Below are 16,859 nucleotides of genomic sequence, written 5' to 3' on the forward strand. Positions count from 1 at the left end.
GAAGGAGCCCACCCACATGACGGACGTATCCGGTACCGGCCCCGCTCCGGGCGACGACCGCGCGATTCTCACCAACCGCCAGGGCCATCCGGTCCACGACAACCAGAACCAGCGCACGGTCGGCGCCCGGGGCCCCGCCACTCTGGAGAACTACCAGTTCCTGGAGAAGATCAGCCACTTCGACCGGGAACGCATCCCCGAGCGCGTCGTGCACGCCCGCGGCGTCACTGCCTACGGACATTTCGAGTCCTACGGCACCTGGGGCGACGAGCCGATCAGCCGCTACACCCGGGCCAGGCTGTTCCAGGAGCCCGGCAAGCGCACGGACGTGGCCGTCCGCTTCTCCACCGTGATCGGCGGGCGCGACTCCTCCGAGGCCGCCCGTGACCCGCGGGGATTCGCCGTCAAGTTCTACACCGAGGACGGCAACTGGGACCTGGTCGGCAACAACCTGGGCGTCTTCTTCATCCGCGACGCCATCAAGTTCCCGGACGTCATCCACGCCCTCAAGCCCGACCCGGTGACCTTCGAGCAGCAGCCGAACCGCATCTTCGACTTCATGTCGCAGACGCCCGAGGCCATGCACATGCTGGTCAACCTCTTCAGCCCGCGGGGCATCCCGGCCGACTACCGCCACATGCAGGGCTTCGGCGTCAACACCTACAAGTGGGTCGACGCCGAGGGAGGGACCAAGCTCGTCAAGTACCACTGGATGCCCAAGCAGGGCGTGCGCAGCATGACCGAGGAGGACGCCGCCAACGTCCAGGCCGACACCCTCGGGCACGCCACCAAGGACCTGTACGAGGCGGTCGCCCGCGGTGACCACCCGGAGTGGGAGCTGCTCGTCCAGATGATGGACGACCACGACCACCCGGAACTCGACTTCGACCCGCTGGACGACACCAAGACGTGGCCCGAGCAGGACTTCCCGCCCAAGCCGGTGGGCAGGATGGTGCTGGACCGCATGCCGGAGAACTTCTTCGCCGAGAACGAGCAGATCTCCTTCGGCACCGGCGTCCTCGTGGACGGACTGGACTTCTCCGACGACAAGATGCTCGTCGGCCGGACCTTCTCCTACAGCGACACCCAGCGCCACCGGGTCGGCCCGAACTATCTGCAGCTGCCCGTCAACCAGGCCAGGAACGCGGACGTGCGCACCAACCAGCGCGACGGGCAGATGGCGTATCACGTGGACGGCGGAGGAGAGAACCCGCAGGTCAACTATGAGCCGTCCATCACCGGCGGCCTGCGCGAAGCCCGCTACCCGACCCACGACGAGCAGGGCCCCGAGATCACCGGCCGGCTGACCCGCAAGCGCATCCCGCGCACCAACGACTACCTCCAGGCCGGTCAGCGCTACCTGCTGCTGGAGGACTGGGAGCGGGACGATCTGGTGAAGAACTTCATCGGTCAACTGTCCCAGTGCGACCGGGCGATCCAGGAGCGCATGGTCTGGCACTTCCTGCTGGTCGAGAACGACCTCGGCCTGCGGGTCGGCGAAGGACTGGGCATCGCCCCGCAGGACGTGGCCGGACTGGAGCCGCTGGCGAGCCAGGACCTCACCGACGACGACCGCGAACGCCTCGCCCACCTCGGCAAGAACGAGCCGCGTGACGTGGCGGGCCTCACCATGACCCACTGCGTCCCCGACGAACGGCACGTCGTGACCCGCTGACGGGTCACCCGGCCAGGGCCGAACGGGCCACCGAGAGGGCCTGCTCCGCGTAGCCCCGGCCGAACAGCACGGCGTGCACCAGCAGCGGGAACAGCTGGTGCACGCCGACGCGTTCCGCCCAGCCGTCCGTGAGCGGTGCGACCTCCTGGTAGCCCTCCAGCACCTGTTCCGGAAAGGGGCAGCCGAACAGCCGCAGCATCGCGAGGTCCGTCTCGCGGTGCCCGCCGTGCGCGGCCGGGTCGATCAGCCGGACGTGCCCGTCGGCCGCCCACAGCACATTGCCGCTCCACAGGTCGCCGTGCAGCCGCGCGGGCGGCTCCGCCGGTCCGGCCAGCTCCGGCAGCCGCTCGCACAGCCGCTCCACGACGGCCGCCTCACCGGACCGGAGCGTGCCCTCGTCGACCGCCCGCCGCAGATACGGCAGCACCCGCTGCCCGGCGTACCAGCGCGGCCAGTCGGTGCCGGGCTCGTTGCGCATCGGCGCGAGCCCGATGTACGCGTCGACGGGGCCGTCCGGCGGCGCCGCCCCGAACGCCGGTGCCCCGGCGGCGTGCAGGGTCGCGAGGTCCCGTCCGAACCGCACCGCCGCCTCGGGACCCGGCCGGCCGGGCGGGACCCGGTCGATGACCAGCCAGCCCTCCTCGTGCCCGTGCACCACCGGCACCCGCACGCTTCCGGCGGCGGCCAGCCACCGCAACCCCGCCGCCTCGGCCCGTGCCGCCCCCGGCGCGCCGGACCGCTTGACGACCACGACCCGCCCGTCGTCCAGGGTGACTTCGGCGAGGGCCCCCGACAGGGGCCGCTCACCGCTGACCGCCCGCCCGGTGAGCCGGGCGACGACTTCCGCACGGACGGTCATGAGAGCTCCTTGTCAGGCCGGGACCCGCGGTCCACGTCGAGCAGCCGAATCGGCCGCGAGGCATCGAGATCTCCGTACGCGTGACGTCGTTCCGGTGACGGGACATGCGCCACGCGCCGGTCACGCGGGACGGTGAAATCCCGCCGCCGGGCGACAGAACCGGCCACCGCCGGGGGAGCAGTCGGGTCATGACGAGTTCACCGTTCCAGCACACCATCGCCCTGCCGGCCCCCGTGTGCGAACAGGCGGCACAGCACCTGGAGCAGGCCGCGCGCCGGGCCGTCGACGGGGCCGCCGCCCCGCTGAAGGCATTCCGTGAGGCCGCCGACAACGACTTCATCCTGCCGGTCTCGATCGTCGAACAGGCGGCGGCGTGCCTCCTGGTCCTCGCCACCGAGACCGCCCAGACGGTACCCCCGTCCGCGCTGCGCGCCACCATCAGCGTCGCGCTGCGGCTGCGCGACGCCGTGCAGCCGGCCCATCAGCCGGCCCTCAGCAGCAGGTTCTGGTGAGCCGGGTCCGCTTCGTCACGCTCCCCGGAAGGCGACCTCGACCTGCCGGTGGCGCAGCGCCTCCAGTGTGGCGTGCTGCTGCCGGGCCCGTTCGATGAGCTCGTCGAGCCGGCGCCGGTCCAGACGTTCGTCCGTGGCCGCCAGATCGCGCAGCGTCTCCCAGCCGGCCAGTTTGCCCTCCACCCCGAGCGCCAGCGCCTCCAGCTCCCACAGGGTGCTCAAGGGGGAACGCCGTACCAGGCTGCCGTTGCTCTTCAGCCGCCCCACCTGCTCGGCCGCCCGGCCCGCATAGACCTTGTAGCGGCGCACCGGCACGTCCAGACGCCGCATGATGCCCAGCAGGCTCGACCGGTCGTCGGCGATCTCGTCGGCGACCGGGGCCAGCGCGTCGGCGAGCGGCGAGCCGGCGCACGAGCGCAGCAGGTAGCGCACCCGCGCGGTCGCGGCGGTGGCACCGGCGAGATGGTCGTTGAGGTAGATGCCCAGCAGGGACATGTCGGTGGCCGGGGCACGCTGGGCGCCCGGCGAATCCGCTCGCTGTTCCGTCATGACGCGACTCCTGTCGTACTCCGGCCCTGCTCCACGGTCACCGTCGTGGTGACCCGCACGAGACAGGGAGGTCGGGGTGTCGAGCCGGTCCCGAAACGCACGGGGGGCTCGACGGGGGCGAGAGCGCCGAGGCTCTCGCCGTTGCGGGTGACGAGGGCCGAGGTGACCGGGTGCAGATCCCGGGCCCCGTACCACTGGTGCCGTCCGGCCCGGGCGCCGGCGTGGGTGTGTGCTCCCAGCAGCAGACGGGCGGGCCGGTCCCACAGCGCGATCCAGCCCGGGCGGGACGCGAGCCGCCCCGGGACCGCCCGCAGCGCCAGACCCGGCAGGTTCCGGCGGCCGGTGGTGAAGCCCACCTCGAACGGCGGGGACGTGACGGTCCAGTACCTGCGGTCGGTGACGCGCACCTCGACCGGCACGACCCGCACCTCGTCGAAGACGTACGTCGCGGCCACGAAGTCCGCCGTCGCGTGGGTGGGGGCCAGCAGCAGCCGGTGCCCGTCGGCCCCCTCGACCATCACGTCACTGAACGGCCCGAACGGCGAGCGGGGCCAGTGGCCGAGCACCACACGCGTGCCCGACGCGGTGCCGATCCCGGCGATCCAGCCGTCGAAGCGCAGCGGGCGCAACGGCGGCCGTGCGCCCGCGCGCCGCGCCGGACCTGAGGTTTCGGGTCGGGGGCAGAACACGCGGGCCGGGTGCCCGACGCCTCCCCGGCGAAACGGCCACCACCGCCCCGCGCAGGGCGACGGACGGCTCTACGGGGTGCACATGGCGCGACGGCGGGCACACGGCTCCACGGGGTGCACATGGCGCGACGGCGGGCACGCTCCTCGGGGTGCACACGGCTCCACGGGGTGCACACGGCTCTACGCGAGCACTCGGCGCGAAGGGCCCGGGGGACGAGCCGCACGGGTGGTGGCCGGTCCCGCGGTGGTGTGGCCGAGGCCACGTCCCGGACGAGGTCCCGATCACGTCCGGGGCCGGCGAGCGGCGGTTACCGTCTACGACCAGATCCCCGCTCCCTCCCCTCGGACGGCCCGGCAGTGCACGCAGATCTCTCCCCGGTCATCGCGGCGACCGCCCAGTGGCTGACCCGCGCCTTCCCCGCCTCCGGCGGCGCCCTCGCCTGCGTCCTGTGCGAGGTCCAGGCCCGGCAGGCCGTGACGGTCGCGGCCCGGCTCAGGTACCCCACAGCGATGGACGCCGCCCTGCTCGGCATGGCCGGCCCCGGCGGCTCCGGGCGGCTCGACTGGGTCACCGGCGCCGACGCCGCCCTCGGTGACGACAGGGACGCACAGGCCTGGCGCACCTGGGTCGACGAGGTCGTGGCCAGCTGGGCGGCCTGCCTGCTCACCGATCCGGTGCTCGCGGACCGGGCGGTGACCGCGCTCGCCGAGGGCAGCCGCACGAGCGGCCCACCTGCCGAGTTCCGCAGGCTCCTCGCTCCCGACGGCAGTGACCGCGACGCCGCGGCCCTGCTGCGCCACCCCGACCTGCTCGCCCCCGTCGCCGGCCTGCACCAGGACCAGCTCCTCGACCGTCTGAACCCGGGCCGCGCGCTGATCGCCTGACCTACGGGTGCAATGCGCTGACCTGTGAGGACAGCGCCCCCGCCGCACTTCTCACCCTCCGTCACTCACCGGTTTGCCGTACGCGGCCGTGCCGTGCCCGCACGGTCGGCGGACGCTGAGCGTGGGCGCGACGGCCCTCCGGCCCCACCCCGGCCGGGAAGCGACCGTCGTGCCGCGCGCCGACGCCGACGGAGGAGAGACCCCATGACCACCGCCCTCTCACGGACCTGGGAGCACGCCGTCGTCACCGGCGGCGCCGGGTTCGTCGGCTCCCACCTGTGCGCCGCCCTCCTGGACTCGGGCGCGGCCGTCACCTGCGTCGACGACTTCAGCACCGGCCGGCCCGAGAACATATCGCCGCTGCTCGAACGCCCGGGTTTCACGCTCGTCCAGGCCAACGTGACCGAGGGACTGCGGATCAAGCGGCGGCCGGACCTGGTCCTGCACTTCGCCTCCCCGGCGTCCCCCGCCGACTACCTGCGCCTCCCGCTGCACACCCTGGAGACCGGCAGTCTCGGCACCCGCCACGTCCTGGAACTCGCGCACGCGAGCCGGGCGCGTTTCGTCCTCGCCTCGACCTCCGAGGTCTACGGCGACCCGCAGCAGAACCCCCAGGACGAGCGCTACTGGGGCAACGTCAACCCCGTCGGGCCGCGCAGCGTCTACGACGAGGCCAAACGCTTCGGCGAGGCGCTGACCACCGCGCACACCGAGGCCGAGGGCACCGACACCTGCATCGTGCGGCTGTTCAACACCTACGGCCCCCGGATGCGCGGCCACGACGGGCGCGCGGTGCCGACGTTCGTACGGCAGGCCCTGGCCGGTGAGCCCCTCACCGTGACCGGCGACGGCCACCAGACCCGGTCGCTGTGCTACGTCGACGACACCGTGCGCGGCATCCTCGCCGCCGCCGCCCACGGCATGCGCGGCCCCGTCAACATCGGCAACCCGACCGAGATCACCATGCTCGACCTGGCACGCCTGGTCGTCGAACTCGCCGCCTCGCCCTCCGAGATCCGTTACATCGAGCGCCCGGTGGACGACCCGGCCGTGCGCTGCCCGGACATCTCGCTGGCCCGCGACAAGCTCGGCTGGGAACCGCAGGTGCGGGCCGAGGAGGGGCTGCGGCGCACGATCGCCTGGTTCCGCGAGGCCGGCACCGAGGAGTGAACCACCCGGGCGCCCCGCACCGCCGCGTCCGGTGTCCCCCGACCGCCGAAAGGCCCGCCTCCCCATGCGCATCCTCGGAATCAACGCCCTCTTCCACGACCCCGCCGCCGCCCTGGTGATCGACGGACGGACCGTCGCCGCCGCGGAGGAGGAGCGGTTCTCCCGGCGCAAGCACGGCAAGCGACCCCTGCCGTTCTCCGCCTGGGAGCTGCCCGAGCGGGCCGCGGCCTGGTGCCTGAAACGGGCCGGACTGCGCCCGCAGGACCTCGACGCCGTCACCTACTCCTTCGACCCCTCACTCGCCCGGCCGGCCGAGGAGATGGGCCTGGACGACCCCTGGGACCACCTGCGGCTGACCTATGCCCGCGAGGCACCCGGCTTCCTGACGACCGCCCTGCCCGGTCTCGACCCCGGCCTCGTCCGCTTCGTGCCGCATCACATGGCCCACGCCGCCTCCAGCGCCTTCGCCGCACCGGACGCCGGGAACTCCTCCGTCCTCGTCCTCGACGGCCGGGGTGAGCGCGCCTCCCACCTGGCCGCGCGCCGCGTGGGCGACCGCCTGGAGGCCCTGCACGCCCAGGACCTGCCGCACTCCCTAGGCCTGGTCTACGAGGACCTCACCGAGCACCTCGGCTTCCTGCGCTCCTCCGACGAGTTCAAGGTCATGGCCCTCGCCTCCCACGGCAGGCCGCGCATGCTCGCCGAACTGCGCCGCCACGTGTATCCCACGGGCGACGGAGGCTTCCACGCCACCGGCGTGCCCTGGCACGAGCTGTGCGCCCCCCGCGGCCCCGAGGAGCCGTGGACACAGGACCACGCCGACGTCGCCGCCAGCGCCCAGGCCGTGCTGGAGGAGACCCTGCTCGACCTGGTGCGCTGGCTGCACGGCCACACGCACGACCGGGTGCTCACCCTCGCCGGCGGCGTCGCCCTCAACTGCGTCGCCAACTCCCGGATCGCCCGCGAGGGCCCCTTCGACCGGGTGTGGGTGCAACCCGCGGCGGGAGACGCCGGGACCGCTTTGGGCGGGGCGCTGCTGCTGGCCGCCGTGGAGGGCGACGGACCGGAGCCCATGACCGGCGCCGACCTCGGCCGGGAGTGGTCCGACGCCGAGCTCGGCGCCTGGCTGAAGACCGCTGCCGTCCCCTTCGAGCGACCCCCGGACATCGCCGCGACCGTCGCCGGCGCCTTGGCGGACAACGGGATCGTCGCCTGGTTCCAGGGGCGCTCCGAATACGGCCCCCGGGCCCTCGGCCACCGCTCCCTGCTGGCCCACCCCGGGCACGCGGGCAACCTGGAACGCCTCAACGACGTCAAGGGCCGCGAGCAGTTCCGGCCCGTCGCCCCCATGGTCCTGGCCGGGCGCGCCGCGCAACTCTTCGACGGGCCGCTGCCCAGCCCGTACATGCTGTTCGTGCACGACGTGGCCGAGGCGTGGCGGGAGCGCATCCCCGCGGTCGTGCACGTCGACGGCACCGCCCGCATCCAGACCGTCGACCCGGAGCAGGAACCCCTGGTGGCGCGCATGCTCGGCGAGTTCGAACGGCTCACCGGGCTGCCCGTGGTCGTCAACACCAGCCTCAACACCGCCGGCCGGCCCATGGTCGACGACCCGCGCGACGCCCTGGAGTGCTTCGGCTCCTCACCCGTCGACCTGCTGGCCATCGGCCCGTACGCGATCCGGCGCGGCGACCTGTTCCGCACCGACCCCCGCAGCGCCGACACCGGAGGCCTCCGATGACCGGACCCGAGGCCCTGACGGGCGACGCCGCCTACGCCGTCGTGATCCCGACCCTGGGCCGGCCCAGCCTGGCCGCCTGCCTGCACGCCCTCGCCGAGGCGAGCGGGCCGGGCCCCGTCCGGGTGGTCCTCGTCGACGACCGGCCCGCCGCCGACGGCGTCCCCCTCACCGGCCACGTCCCGCCGTCCCTGCGCGCACGCACCATCGTCGTCCCGGGCGGCGCGCGCGGACCCGCCGCCGCACGCAACCTCGGCTGGCGGGCCGCCGGCGACGTGCCCTGGATCGTCTTCCTCGACGACGACGTCGTGCCCGGGGCCACCTGGGGCGACGACCTGACCCTCGACCTGGCGGCGGCGGCCGGGGGCACGGCCGGGATCACCGCCCGGATCGAGGTCCCCCTGCCCGCCGACCGGCGCCCCACGGACTGGGAACGCAACACGGCCGGACTCGCCACCGCCCACTGGATCACCGCGGACATGGCCTACCGCCGGGCCGCCCTGACGGCCGTGGGCGGATTCGACGAACGCTTCCGCCGGGCCTTCCGGGAGGACGCCGACCTCGCCCTGCGCCTGCTCGACGCCGGCTGGACGCTGACCGTCGGCCGGCGCACCACCACCCACCCCGTACGGCCGGCCGGGCGCTGGATCTCCGTCCGGCTCCAGGCGGGCAACGCCGACGACGTGCTGATGACCCGGCTGCACGGCCGTCACTGGTGGCGCCGGGCGCAGGCCCAGCGCGGACGCCTCCCCCTGCATCTGGCCCTGACCGGAGCGGGGGTGTCCGCCCTCGGCTGCGCCCTGCTCGGCCGGCACCGGGCCGCCGCCGCGTGCGCCGCCGTCTGGCTCGCCGGTACCGCCGAGTTCGCCCTCGCCCGCATCCTGCCCGGCCCGGGCACCCGCGACGAGGTCCTCACCATGACGGTGACCAGCGCGCTCGTCCCACCCGCGGCGACCTGGCACTGGCTGCGCGGGCGCGTCGCCCACCGCAAGGCCGCGCGGTACACCCCGTCCGGAAGCGGTGAGCCGACGCCCTCGCCCCGCCCCGCGGCCAGGGAACGGCTGCGCTCATGACGCCGTCCCCCGGCCCCTGGCTGCTCCCCGGCCCCGTGCGGCAGCACCCGCCCGGGCCGGGCGGCCCCCGCCCCGCCGCGGTTCTCTTCGACCGCGACGGCACCCTCGTCGCGGACGTGCCCTACAACGGCGACCCGTCGCGGGTCACACCCATGCCGGGCGCCCGCGAGGCCGTGGACGCCGTGCGCGCCGCGGGCGTGCCGGTCGGCGTCGTGACGAACCAGTCGGGCGTGGCCCGCGGCCTGCTGACCCGGCGCCAGGTGGAGGACGTCCGGCTGCGGGTCGAGGAACTGCTCGGGCCGTTCGCCGTCTGGGCCGTGTGCCCGCACGGGCCGGCCGAGGGCTGCGGCTGCCGCAAACCGGCACCCGGGCTGATCCTGGCCGCGTGCCGCCGGCTCGCCGTGCCACCGGAGCACACCGCCGTCATCGGCGACATCGGAGCCGACATGGAGGCGGCGCGCGCGGCGGGGGCCCGCGGGGTCCTGGTCCCCACGGCCGCGACGCGCACCGAGGAGACCGCGGCGGCCGACGTCACGGCACCGGACCTGCCGGCGGCCGTACGCCTCGTCCTCGCACCGGCCGTCCCCGCCCGGGAGCCGCGATGACCCCCTCCCGCCTGCCCCGCACCCTCGTGGTCCGGCTCGACAGCGCCGGGGACGTCCTCCTCGCCGGGCCCGCCGTACGGGCCGTCGCCGCCGGTTCCGCGTACACGGCGCTGCTCTGCGGACCACAGGGCGCGGCGGCCGGGCGGATGCTGCCCGGCGTCGACGACGTGCTGACCTACGACGCCCCCTGGGTGGGCCTGGAGCCGCCGCCGGTCACGCGCCCCGAAACCCGGCGGCTGATGGAGACGCTCACGGCGGGCCGCTTCGACCGGGCGCTGGTGCTCGTGTCGTACCACCAGAGCCCGCTGCCGGCCGCCCTGCTGCTGAAGCTGGCCGGGATCGGACGGACCGCCGCCGACTGCGAGGACTACCCGGGCGCGCTCCTCGACCACCGGCACCGCAGGAGACCGCACCGCCACGAGGCCCTGGCCGCCCTCGACCTGGCCCGCGCCGAGGGCTTCGCACTGCCGCCCGGCGACGACGGCCGGCTGCGCGTCCTGCCGCCACCCGGCACCGGCCACCTCACCGGCCCCGGACCCTACGTCGTGCTCCACCCCGGCGCGGCCGTGCCCGCACGGGCCTGGTCGCCGGGCCGGGCGGCACGGGCCGTGGCCGCCCTGTCCGAGGCGGGGCACCGGGTGGTGGTCACGGGCGGGAGCGGCGAGCGCGACCTGACCGCGCGCGTCGCCGGACGGCACGGCCTCGACCTCGGCGGCGCCACGGACCTGCCGCACCTGGCCGGTGTCCTCGCCGGAGCCCGGGCCGTGGTGGCCGGGAACACCGGCCCGGCGCACCTCGCCGCCGCCGTGGGCACCCCCGTCGTCAGCCTCTTCGCGCCGGTCGTGCCGGCCGAACGGTGGGCGCCCCACGGCGTACCGCACGTCCTGCTCGGCGACCCGCACGCGGCGTGCGCACAGACCCGGGCCCGGCACTGCCCGGTGCCCGGACACCCGTGCCTCGACGGCATCGGGGACGGCGAGGTGCTCGCCGCCGTGGCGGCACTCGCGGACCGCCCGGCGGACCGGGGAGACCAGACCGAGCGAGGAGCGGCCGTATGAACATCCTGCTGTGGCACGTGCACGGCTCCTGGACGACCGCGTTCGTCCAGGGTCCCCACACCTACCTCGTCCCCGTCACGCCCGACCGCGGCCCGGACGGCCTGGGCCGGGCCCGGACCTTCACCTGGCCCGGCCAGGTGCGCGAGATCACCCCCGGCGACCTGCGCGACACGCCGGTCGACCTGGTCCTCCTCCAGCGGCCGCACGAGGCGGCGCTGGCCGAACAATGGCTCGGCGGGCGCCGGCCGGGCCGGGACGTGCCCGCGGTGTACCTGGAGCACAACGCGCCCGACGGCGACGTGCCCGACACCCGGCATCCGTGCGCCGACCGCGACGACCTGACTCTCGTGCACGTCACCCACTTCAACCGGCTGTTCTGGGACAGCGGCAGCACCCGCACCCACGTGATCGAACACGGCATCGTCGACCCGGGCCACCGCTACAGCGGCCGGCTCGCCCGCGCCGCCGTCGTCGTCAACGAACCCGTACGGCGCGCCCGGTACACCGGCACCGACCTGCTGCCCGCCCTCGCCGACGCGGTGCCGCTCGACGTGTTCGGGATGGGCACCGAGGGGCTCGCCCGGCACCTCGGCCTGCCGCCGGAGCACTGCCGCACCGCGGACCTGCCCCAGAGCGAGCTGCACACGGCGCTGGCCGAACGCCGCATGTACCTGCACCCGGTGCGCTGGACCTCCCTCGGCCTGTCCTTGCTGGAGGCGATGCACCTCGGCATGCCCGTGCTGGCGCTCGCCACCACCGAGGCGGTCGAGGCGGTCCCGCCCGGCGCCGGCACCCTGACCACCCGCCCGGACGTCCTGGCCCGCGCCGCCCGCCACTACCTCCACGAACCCGAGGCCGCGGCCGCGGACGGGACCCGCGCCCGCCAGGCGGCCCTCGAACGCTACGGGCTCAAACGCTTCCTGGCCGACTGGGAGCGCCTGATCACGGAGGTGTGCGCATGACTCCGTCCCTCAGTCCCCTGCCCGCCGGACCGCTCGGCGGTGAACCGCCGGCCCCGGGCGTCCTCGCGATCGCGCTCGTCTCCGAGCACGCCAGCCCCCTCGCCGCCCTCGGCGGAGTCGACGCCGGCGGGCAGAACATGCACGTCGCCTGTCTCGCCGGCGCCCTCGCCGACCGCGGCCACCGCGTCACCGTGCACACCCGCCGTGACGCGCCCGACCTGCCCTGGCGGGTCGAGCTGCGCGACGGCGTCGAGGTGCACCACGTACCCGCCGGACCCGCCGAACCGCTCCCCAAGGACGCACTGCTGCCGCACATGGACGAGTTCGGCCGTCACCTCGCGCGCGGCTGGCGCACCCGGGCGCCGGACGTCGTGCACTCCCACTACTGGATGTCGGGCCTGGCCGCACTGCGCGCCACCCGGGAGCACGGCCTGCCCCTGCTGCACACCTACCACGCCCTCGGCACGGTGAAGCGACGGCACCAGCGGCTCGCCGACACCAGCCCGCCGGAGCGGATACCCGGCGAGATCGAGATCGGCCTGAACTGCGACCGCGTCATCGCCACCTGCCGGGACGAGGTCCACGAACTGGCCCGCATGGGCATCCCCCCGCACCGGGTGGGGATCGTGCCGTGCGGTGTCGACATCGACCGGTTCACCCCCAAGGGCCCGGCCGCGCCGCGCGGGCCCCACCCGCACCGGATCCTCCAGCTGGGCCGGCTCGTGCCGCGCAAGGGCGCCGCCGTGACCCTCGCCGCGCTGGCCCGGCTGCCCGGCACCGAGCTGGTGGTGGTGGGCGGGCCGCCCGCCGGGCGGCTCGACGACGACCCGGAGGTGCGGCGCCTGCGCGGCATCGCCCGGGACGCCGGCGTCGCCGACCGCGTCCGCTTCACCGGAGCCCTCCCCAGCGAGAAGGTGCCGGCGCTGCTGCGTTCCGCCGACGTGGTGGTCTGCCCCGCCGACTACGAACCGTTCGGCATCGTCCCGCTGGAGGCCATGGCCTGCGGCGTGCCGGTGGTGGCCAGCGCTGTCGGCGGGCAGCTCGACACCGTCGCCGACCCCGGCACCGGACGGCTGGTGCCGCCCGGCGACCCGGAGGCCCTGGCCGCCGCCGTCGCCGGGCTGCTCGCCGACCCCGAGGCCCGCGCGGCCTGCGGTGCGGCCGGCCGCCGCCGGGTGCTGAGCAGATACGGCTGGGGTCAGGTCGCCGCCGCCACCGAGGCCGCCTACTGCGAGGTCCTCGACTCCGAGCCCGCCGCCACCGACGCCGGCTGACCCGTCCGCCCCAGCCCACAGTCCGAAGGAGGTGTGGGTCCCCGCCGTCCCCGCACGGCGGTGCGCCCGATCCGCATGAGCGAATCTTCTGCACAGCCCGGCCTCGACGCCGCCCGTCTGCACTGCCGGTCGCTGGAGGAGGTCCTGGGACGGTTCCGGGAGAACGGCCTGGACAAGATCGCGGACTGGGGCGGCCGCCTCGCCGACGTGCTTCAGGCGGGCGGCCGGCTCCTCGCCGCCGGCAACGGCGGCAGCGCCGCCCAGGCCCAGCACCTCACCGCCGAACTGGTCGGCCGCTACCGCCGGGAACGCCGCGCCTATTCCGCGCTCGCCCTGCACGCCGAGACGTCCAGCGTGACCGCCATCGGCAACGACTACGGCTTCGACCACGTCTACGCCCGCCAGGTCACCGCGCACGGCCGCCCCGGCGACGTCCTGATGCTGCTGTCCACCTCCGGGCGCAGCAGCAACCTCATCGCCGCCGCCGTCACCGCCCGGCAGGCCGGACTGAGCGTCTGGGCGCTCACCGGCCGGGGTCCCAACCCCCTGGCGGAAGCCGCGCACGAGGCCCTGTGCATCGACGCGGACGCCACCGCGAACGTCCAGGAGACCCATCTCGTCGCGGTCCACCTGCTCTGCGAATGCTTCGACACGGCCGTGTCCACGCCGTCGGCGCGGCGCGCGGTCCTGACCCGCGGAGGCACGTCATGACCGGGCCACGCCCGCTCGTCGTGGTGGGGGACGTGCTCCTCGACGAGGACATCGAAGGCGTCGCCACCCGCCTGTCCCCGGACGCGCCCGCTCCTGTCGTTGACGTCACCGGCGACCGACGCCACCCCGGCGGAGCCGGCCTGGCCGCGGCCCTCGCGGCCCGGGGCGGCCGGGACGTGGTCCTGGTGACCGCGCTCGGCGACGACGAGGCCAGCGAGACGGTACGACGGGGTCTGCGCGGCCGGGTCCGGCTGCTGGAGATCCCGCTGGACGGCACCCTGCCGGTCAAGACCCGCGTCCTCGCGGAGGGCCGGCCGGTCGTCCGCATCGACCGCGGCGGCGGCACCCCGGGCGAACCCGGCGACGCGGTCCGGCAGGCGCTGGCCGACGCGCACGCCGTCCTGGTCGCCGATTACGGCCGGCACACCGTGGGCGCCCTGCGACCGCTCCTCGAGGAGGCCGCCCGCCGCACACCCCTGGTGTGGGACCCGCACCCCGCCGGCGACCCGCCCGTCCCCGGAGCCCGCCTGGTCACCCCCAACGCGGCGGAGGCACGGGCGCTGCATCCCGGCTCCGGGGGGACCTCGCTGGGCGCCTACGCCGAGCGGGGTACCGAGCTCGCCCAGCGCTGGCGCGCCGCCGGGGTGGCCGTCACCCTCGGCGAACGCGGGGTGCTGCTGGCCCGGCCCGGACCCGGCACCCCGATGCTGGTGCCGGTGCCCTACCGGGCCGACGGGGACCCCTGCGGGGCGGGCGACTGCTTCGCCGCCACTGCGGCTGCGGCCCTCGCCGACGGTCTGCTCCCCGAGGAGGCGCTGCAGCGGGCCGTGGCCGAGGCGGCGGCGTTCGTCGCGGCGGGCGGCGCGGGCAACCCCGGCCTGTGGCGGACCGAGTCGGCGCCCGGCCCCGCCGACGAGTCCGCGACCGACGCGTTCGGGCTCGCCGAGCGGGTGCGGGCCCGCGGCGGCACCGTCGTCGCCACCGGCGGCTGCTTCGACCTGGTGCACGCCGGTCACGTCGGGCTGCTGGAGAGCGCCCGGCGGATCGGGGACTGCCTCATCGTGTGCCTGAACTCCGACGCGTCCGTCGCCCGCCGCAAGGGACCGGGCCGGCCGCTCACCCCGGCGGCGGACCGCGCCCGGGTCCTCACCGCCCTCGGCAGCGTCGACGCGGTGGCGGTGTTCGAGGAGGACACGCCCGAGGCGGTTCTGGCCCGCCTGCGGCCGGACGTCTGGGTCAAGGGCGGCGACTACTCCGTCCAGGACCTGCCCGAGGCGGAGGTGCTCCGCACGTGGGGCGGCCAGGCGGTGGTCCTGCCCTACCTGGACGGCCGCTCCACGACCCTGCTGGCCCGGCGGGCGGCGAAGGCGGCCCGGACGGCACTGCGGCCGTAGGCATGGCGTCCGGTCAGGCCGCCGGGGTCAGGGCCGGGCGGCCCGGGGCCTCGTGTTCCTGCGTGCGCAGGACGACCGGTGCCGTGGTCCGGCGCCGGCGCAGCAGGGCGCCCGCCCCGATCGCGCCGGCGATGAGCAGTCCACCGGTGACGAGGGCGCCGCGCGGCCCGGCCAGCTCCATCAGGAGGCCCAGCGCGGGCGGGCCGCCCAGACCCCACACCGTGCCGATGCTGCCCCACACGCCCAGCACCCGGCCCCGCATGTGCGCAGGCGGGTCGGTCTGCAGGACGGCCGTGCCGGCGGTGTCGGAGACGGACTCCACCACGGCCATCGGCAGCACCAGGGCGATCAGCACCGCGAGCGACGGCGACAGCCCCGCCACCACCTGCAGCAACGCCCCCGCGGCCGCCAGCGCCCCCACGAGCCGCACCGACGGCTTGCGCAGCCGCGCGCCGAGCACCGCGCCGAGGATGCCGCCGACGGCGAGCACCGTGGACACCGTGCCGAACGAACCGGCACCACCGGCGAGCGGCCCGGTGACGAGCACGGCCAGGGTGAGCCCGTAGTTGCGGCCGAAGACGGAGCTGATGCCCGTCACACCCGCCAGCGCCACCAGGCGCGGCCGCCGCCAGAAGTAGGCCAGCCCCTCCCGGACGGTCAGGTCCGGCCCGGTGCCGCTGCGGGTCTCCCCGGGGCCGGCGACGGTGTCGTCGGGAACCGGGACGTCCCGCCGCGCCGCACCCGCCGCGGGGCGCAGGAACGGGATGACGGAGGCCACGAACAGGAACGACAGCCCGTTGCCGAAGTACGCGGCGGACGTGCCGAGGAACCCCACGGCCACACCGGCAAGGGCCGCTCCCGCCAGCCGGCCCGCCTGGTGCACCAGCGCACCGACCCCGATGGCCGAGGGCACGTCCTCGGCCGGCACGAGATCGTTCCCCAGCAGCGCGCACGCCGGGTTGTCGACGGTGGCGACGATGCCCGTGAGGGCGGCCAGCACCATCAGCGAGGTCATGTCGATGAGGTCCAGCGCCACGAGGACGGCCGTGGTGAAGGCGATCGCGCCGAGCACCGCCTGGCTCACGGCCGCCGTCAGCTTGCGGGGCCACCGGTCGACGGCGGCCCCGCCCAGCACGCTGATCAGCAGCGCCGGAGCGGCCTGCACGGACATGGACAGCCCCGTCGCGGCGGCGGACCCGGTGATCTGCAGGACCAGCAGGTTCTGCACCGTGAGCTGCATCCACGTACCGGCGTTCGACACGAAGTTCGCAACGGACCACCAGCGCATGCTGCGGTACCGCAGCGACCGCCAGGGCGAGCGGGAGGCGGGCAGGGCAGGGGAGGGGGAGGAGAGGGAAGACACAGTGCGGTACTCGAAGACGAGTCGGAGGACTCAGGAGGAGGGGACGAGGGGCGCGTCACACCGGCGGCGCTGCACGGTGGATCCCCTCGACGGGTACGGCGCCGACCATCGTGGCAGAGGGGGCCGGAGAAGCGGTTCCGCCTGGCCTTGATCCGCCGTCCGCAGCTTCCAAGGAGCCGCCCTCACAAAGGCGTTGAGACCACAGTGTGGTTGATCACACGCACATGGGAGCGGGGCCCGGGGCCGCGCCGCGAGGGGGCCCGCACCCACGGGGTGAGCGGCGGTAAAGGGAGATTGCCCGTACCCGGAGCGCCGGACGCACCCGGGCCACCAAGCCGCTGC

16 protein-coding genes are annotated in these 16,859 nt (G+C 75.3%); 12 read left to right on the forward strand and 4 right to left on the reverse strand.

Features of this window, described 5'->3' with window-relative positions; all coding sequences use genetic code 11:
• Positions 1-16 precede the first annotated feature (16 nt).
• The gene (locus ACFV20_RS33605; protein ID WP_385663983.1) at positions 17-1,675 is read left to right on the forward strand and encodes a catalase; all 1,659 of its coding nucleotides are present in this window, start codon (positions 17-19) and stop codon (positions 1,673-1,675) included.
• Between the two features lie 4 nt (positions 1,676-1,679).
• Here ACFV20_RS33605 and ACFV20_RS33610 read toward each other — a convergent pair whose 3' ends face one another.
• On the reverse strand, positions 1,680-2,534 hold the full coding sequence (locus ACFV20_RS33610; RefSeq protein WP_385663985.1) for a fructosamine kinase family protein: 855 nt from the start codon (positions 2,532-2,534) through the stop codon (positions 1,680-1,682).
• Between the two features lie 188 nt (positions 2,535-2,722).
• Here ACFV20_RS33610 and ACFV20_RS33615 point away from each other — a divergent pair, with 188 nt between their 5' ends.
• Complete coding sequence (locus ACFV20_RS33615) at positions 2,723-3,046, forward strand: hypothetical protein (RefSeq protein WP_385663988.1); 324 nt, start codon at positions 2,723-2,725, stop codon at positions 3,044-3,046.
• A gap of 15 nt (positions 3,047-3,061) precedes the next feature.
• On the opposite strand, the gene ACFV20_RS33620 is transcribed toward ACFV20_RS33615, so the two are convergent.
• Both ACFV20_RS33620 and ACFV20_RS33625 read right to left on the reverse strand, forming a co-directional pair.
• The gene (locus ACFV20_RS33620) at positions 3,062-3,595 is read right to left on the reverse strand and encodes a hypothetical protein (RefSeq protein ID WP_385663991.1); all 534 of its coding nucleotides are present in this window, start codon (positions 3,593-3,595) and stop codon (positions 3,062-3,064) included.
• Positions 3,592-4,224 carry a hypothetical protein gene (locus ACFV20_RS33625; RefSeq protein ID WP_385663994.1) on the reverse strand — a complete coding sequence of 211 codons (633 nt, stop codon included), beginning with the start codon at positions 4,222-4,224 and terminating at the stop codon, positions 3,592-3,594. The genes ACFV20_RS33620 and ACFV20_RS33625 overlap by 4 nt, the downstream gene beginning before the upstream one ends.
• A gap of 417 nt (positions 4,225-4,641) precedes the next feature.
• Here ACFV20_RS33625 and ACFV20_RS33630 point away from each other — a divergent pair, with 417 nt between their 5' ends.
• From ACFV20_RS33630 to ACFV20_RS33675, 10 genes are all read left to right on the forward strand, one after another.
• Positions 4,642-5,169 carry a hypothetical protein gene (locus tag ACFV20_RS33630; protein ID WP_385663997.1) on the forward strand — a complete coding sequence of 176 codons (528 nt, stop codon included), beginning with the start codon at positions 4,642-4,644 and terminating at the stop codon, positions 5,167-5,169.
• Between the two features lie 204 nt (positions 5,170-5,373).
• Positions 5,374-6,339, forward strand: a complete 966-nt coding sequence (locus tag ACFV20_RS33635) for an NAD-dependent epimerase/dehydratase family protein (protein ID WP_385664000.1) — start codon at positions 5,374-5,376, stop codon at positions 6,337-6,339.
• A gap of 64 nt (positions 6,340-6,403) precedes the next feature.
• Entirely contained in the window at positions 6,404-8,080 is a 1,677-nt protein-coding gene (locus tag ACFV20_RS33640; protein ID WP_385664003.1) for a carbamoyltransferase, read from the forward strand.
• Positions 8,077-9,150 (forward strand): glycosyltransferase family 2 protein, encoded by a 1,074-nt coding sequence (locus ACFV20_RS33645; RefSeq protein WP_385664005.1) that lies wholly within the window; start codon positions 8,077-8,079, stop codon positions 9,148-9,150. The genes ACFV20_RS33640 and ACFV20_RS33645 overlap by 4 nt, the downstream gene beginning before the upstream one ends.
• Positions 9,147-9,755 (forward strand): D-glycero-alpha-D-manno-heptose-1,7-bisphosphate 7-phosphatase, encoded by a 609-nt coding sequence (locus ACFV20_RS33650; protein ID WP_385664007.1) that lies wholly within the window; start codon positions 9,147-9,149, stop codon positions 9,753-9,755. The genes ACFV20_RS33645 and ACFV20_RS33650 overlap by 4 nt, the downstream gene beginning before the upstream one ends.
• Positions 9,752-10,813 (forward strand): glycosyltransferase family 9 protein, encoded by a 1,062-nt coding sequence (locus ACFV20_RS33655; RefSeq protein WP_385664009.1) that lies wholly within the window; start codon positions 9,752-9,754, stop codon positions 10,811-10,813. The genes ACFV20_RS33650 and ACFV20_RS33655 overlap by 4 nt, the downstream gene beginning before the upstream one ends.
• Positions 10,810-11,775 (forward strand): glycosyltransferase, encoded by a 966-nt coding sequence (locus ACFV20_RS33660; RefSeq protein WP_385664012.1) that lies wholly within the window; start codon positions 10,810-10,812, stop codon positions 11,773-11,775. The genes ACFV20_RS33655 and ACFV20_RS33660 overlap by 4 nt, the downstream gene beginning before the upstream one ends.
• Complete coding sequence (locus ACFV20_RS33665) at positions 11,772-13,049, forward strand: glycosyltransferase (protein ID WP_385664015.1); 1,278 nt, start codon at positions 11,772-11,774, stop codon at positions 13,047-13,049. The genes ACFV20_RS33660 and ACFV20_RS33665 overlap by 4 nt, the downstream gene beginning before the upstream one ends.
• Positions 13,050-13,124: 75 nt before the next feature.
• Positions 13,125-13,760 carry an SIS domain-containing protein gene (locus ACFV20_RS33670; RefSeq protein ID WP_385664017.1) on the forward strand — a complete coding sequence of 212 codons (636 nt, stop codon included), beginning with the start codon at positions 13,125-13,127 and terminating at the stop codon, positions 13,758-13,760.
• On the forward strand, positions 13,757-15,154 hold the full coding sequence (locus ACFV20_RS33675) for a PfkB family carbohydrate kinase (RefSeq protein WP_385664019.1): 1,398 nt from the start codon (positions 13,757-13,759) through the stop codon (positions 15,152-15,154). Before ACFV20_RS33670 ends, ACFV20_RS33675 begins: the two co-directional genes overlap by 4 nt.
• 13 nt (positions 15,155-15,167) lie before the next feature.
• Here ACFV20_RS33675 and ACFV20_RS33680 read toward each other — a convergent pair whose 3' ends face one another.
• Complete coding sequence (locus ACFV20_RS33680) at positions 15,168-16,442, reverse strand: MFS transporter (protein WP_385664031.1); 1,275 nt, start codon at positions 16,440-16,442, stop codon at positions 15,168-15,170.
• Positions 16,443-16,859: the final 417 nt, after the last annotated feature.

The organism is Streptomyces sp. NPDC059696, assembly GCF_042733745.1.
GTDB lineage: Bacteria > Actinomycetota > Actinomycetes > Streptomycetales > Streptomycetaceae > Streptomyces.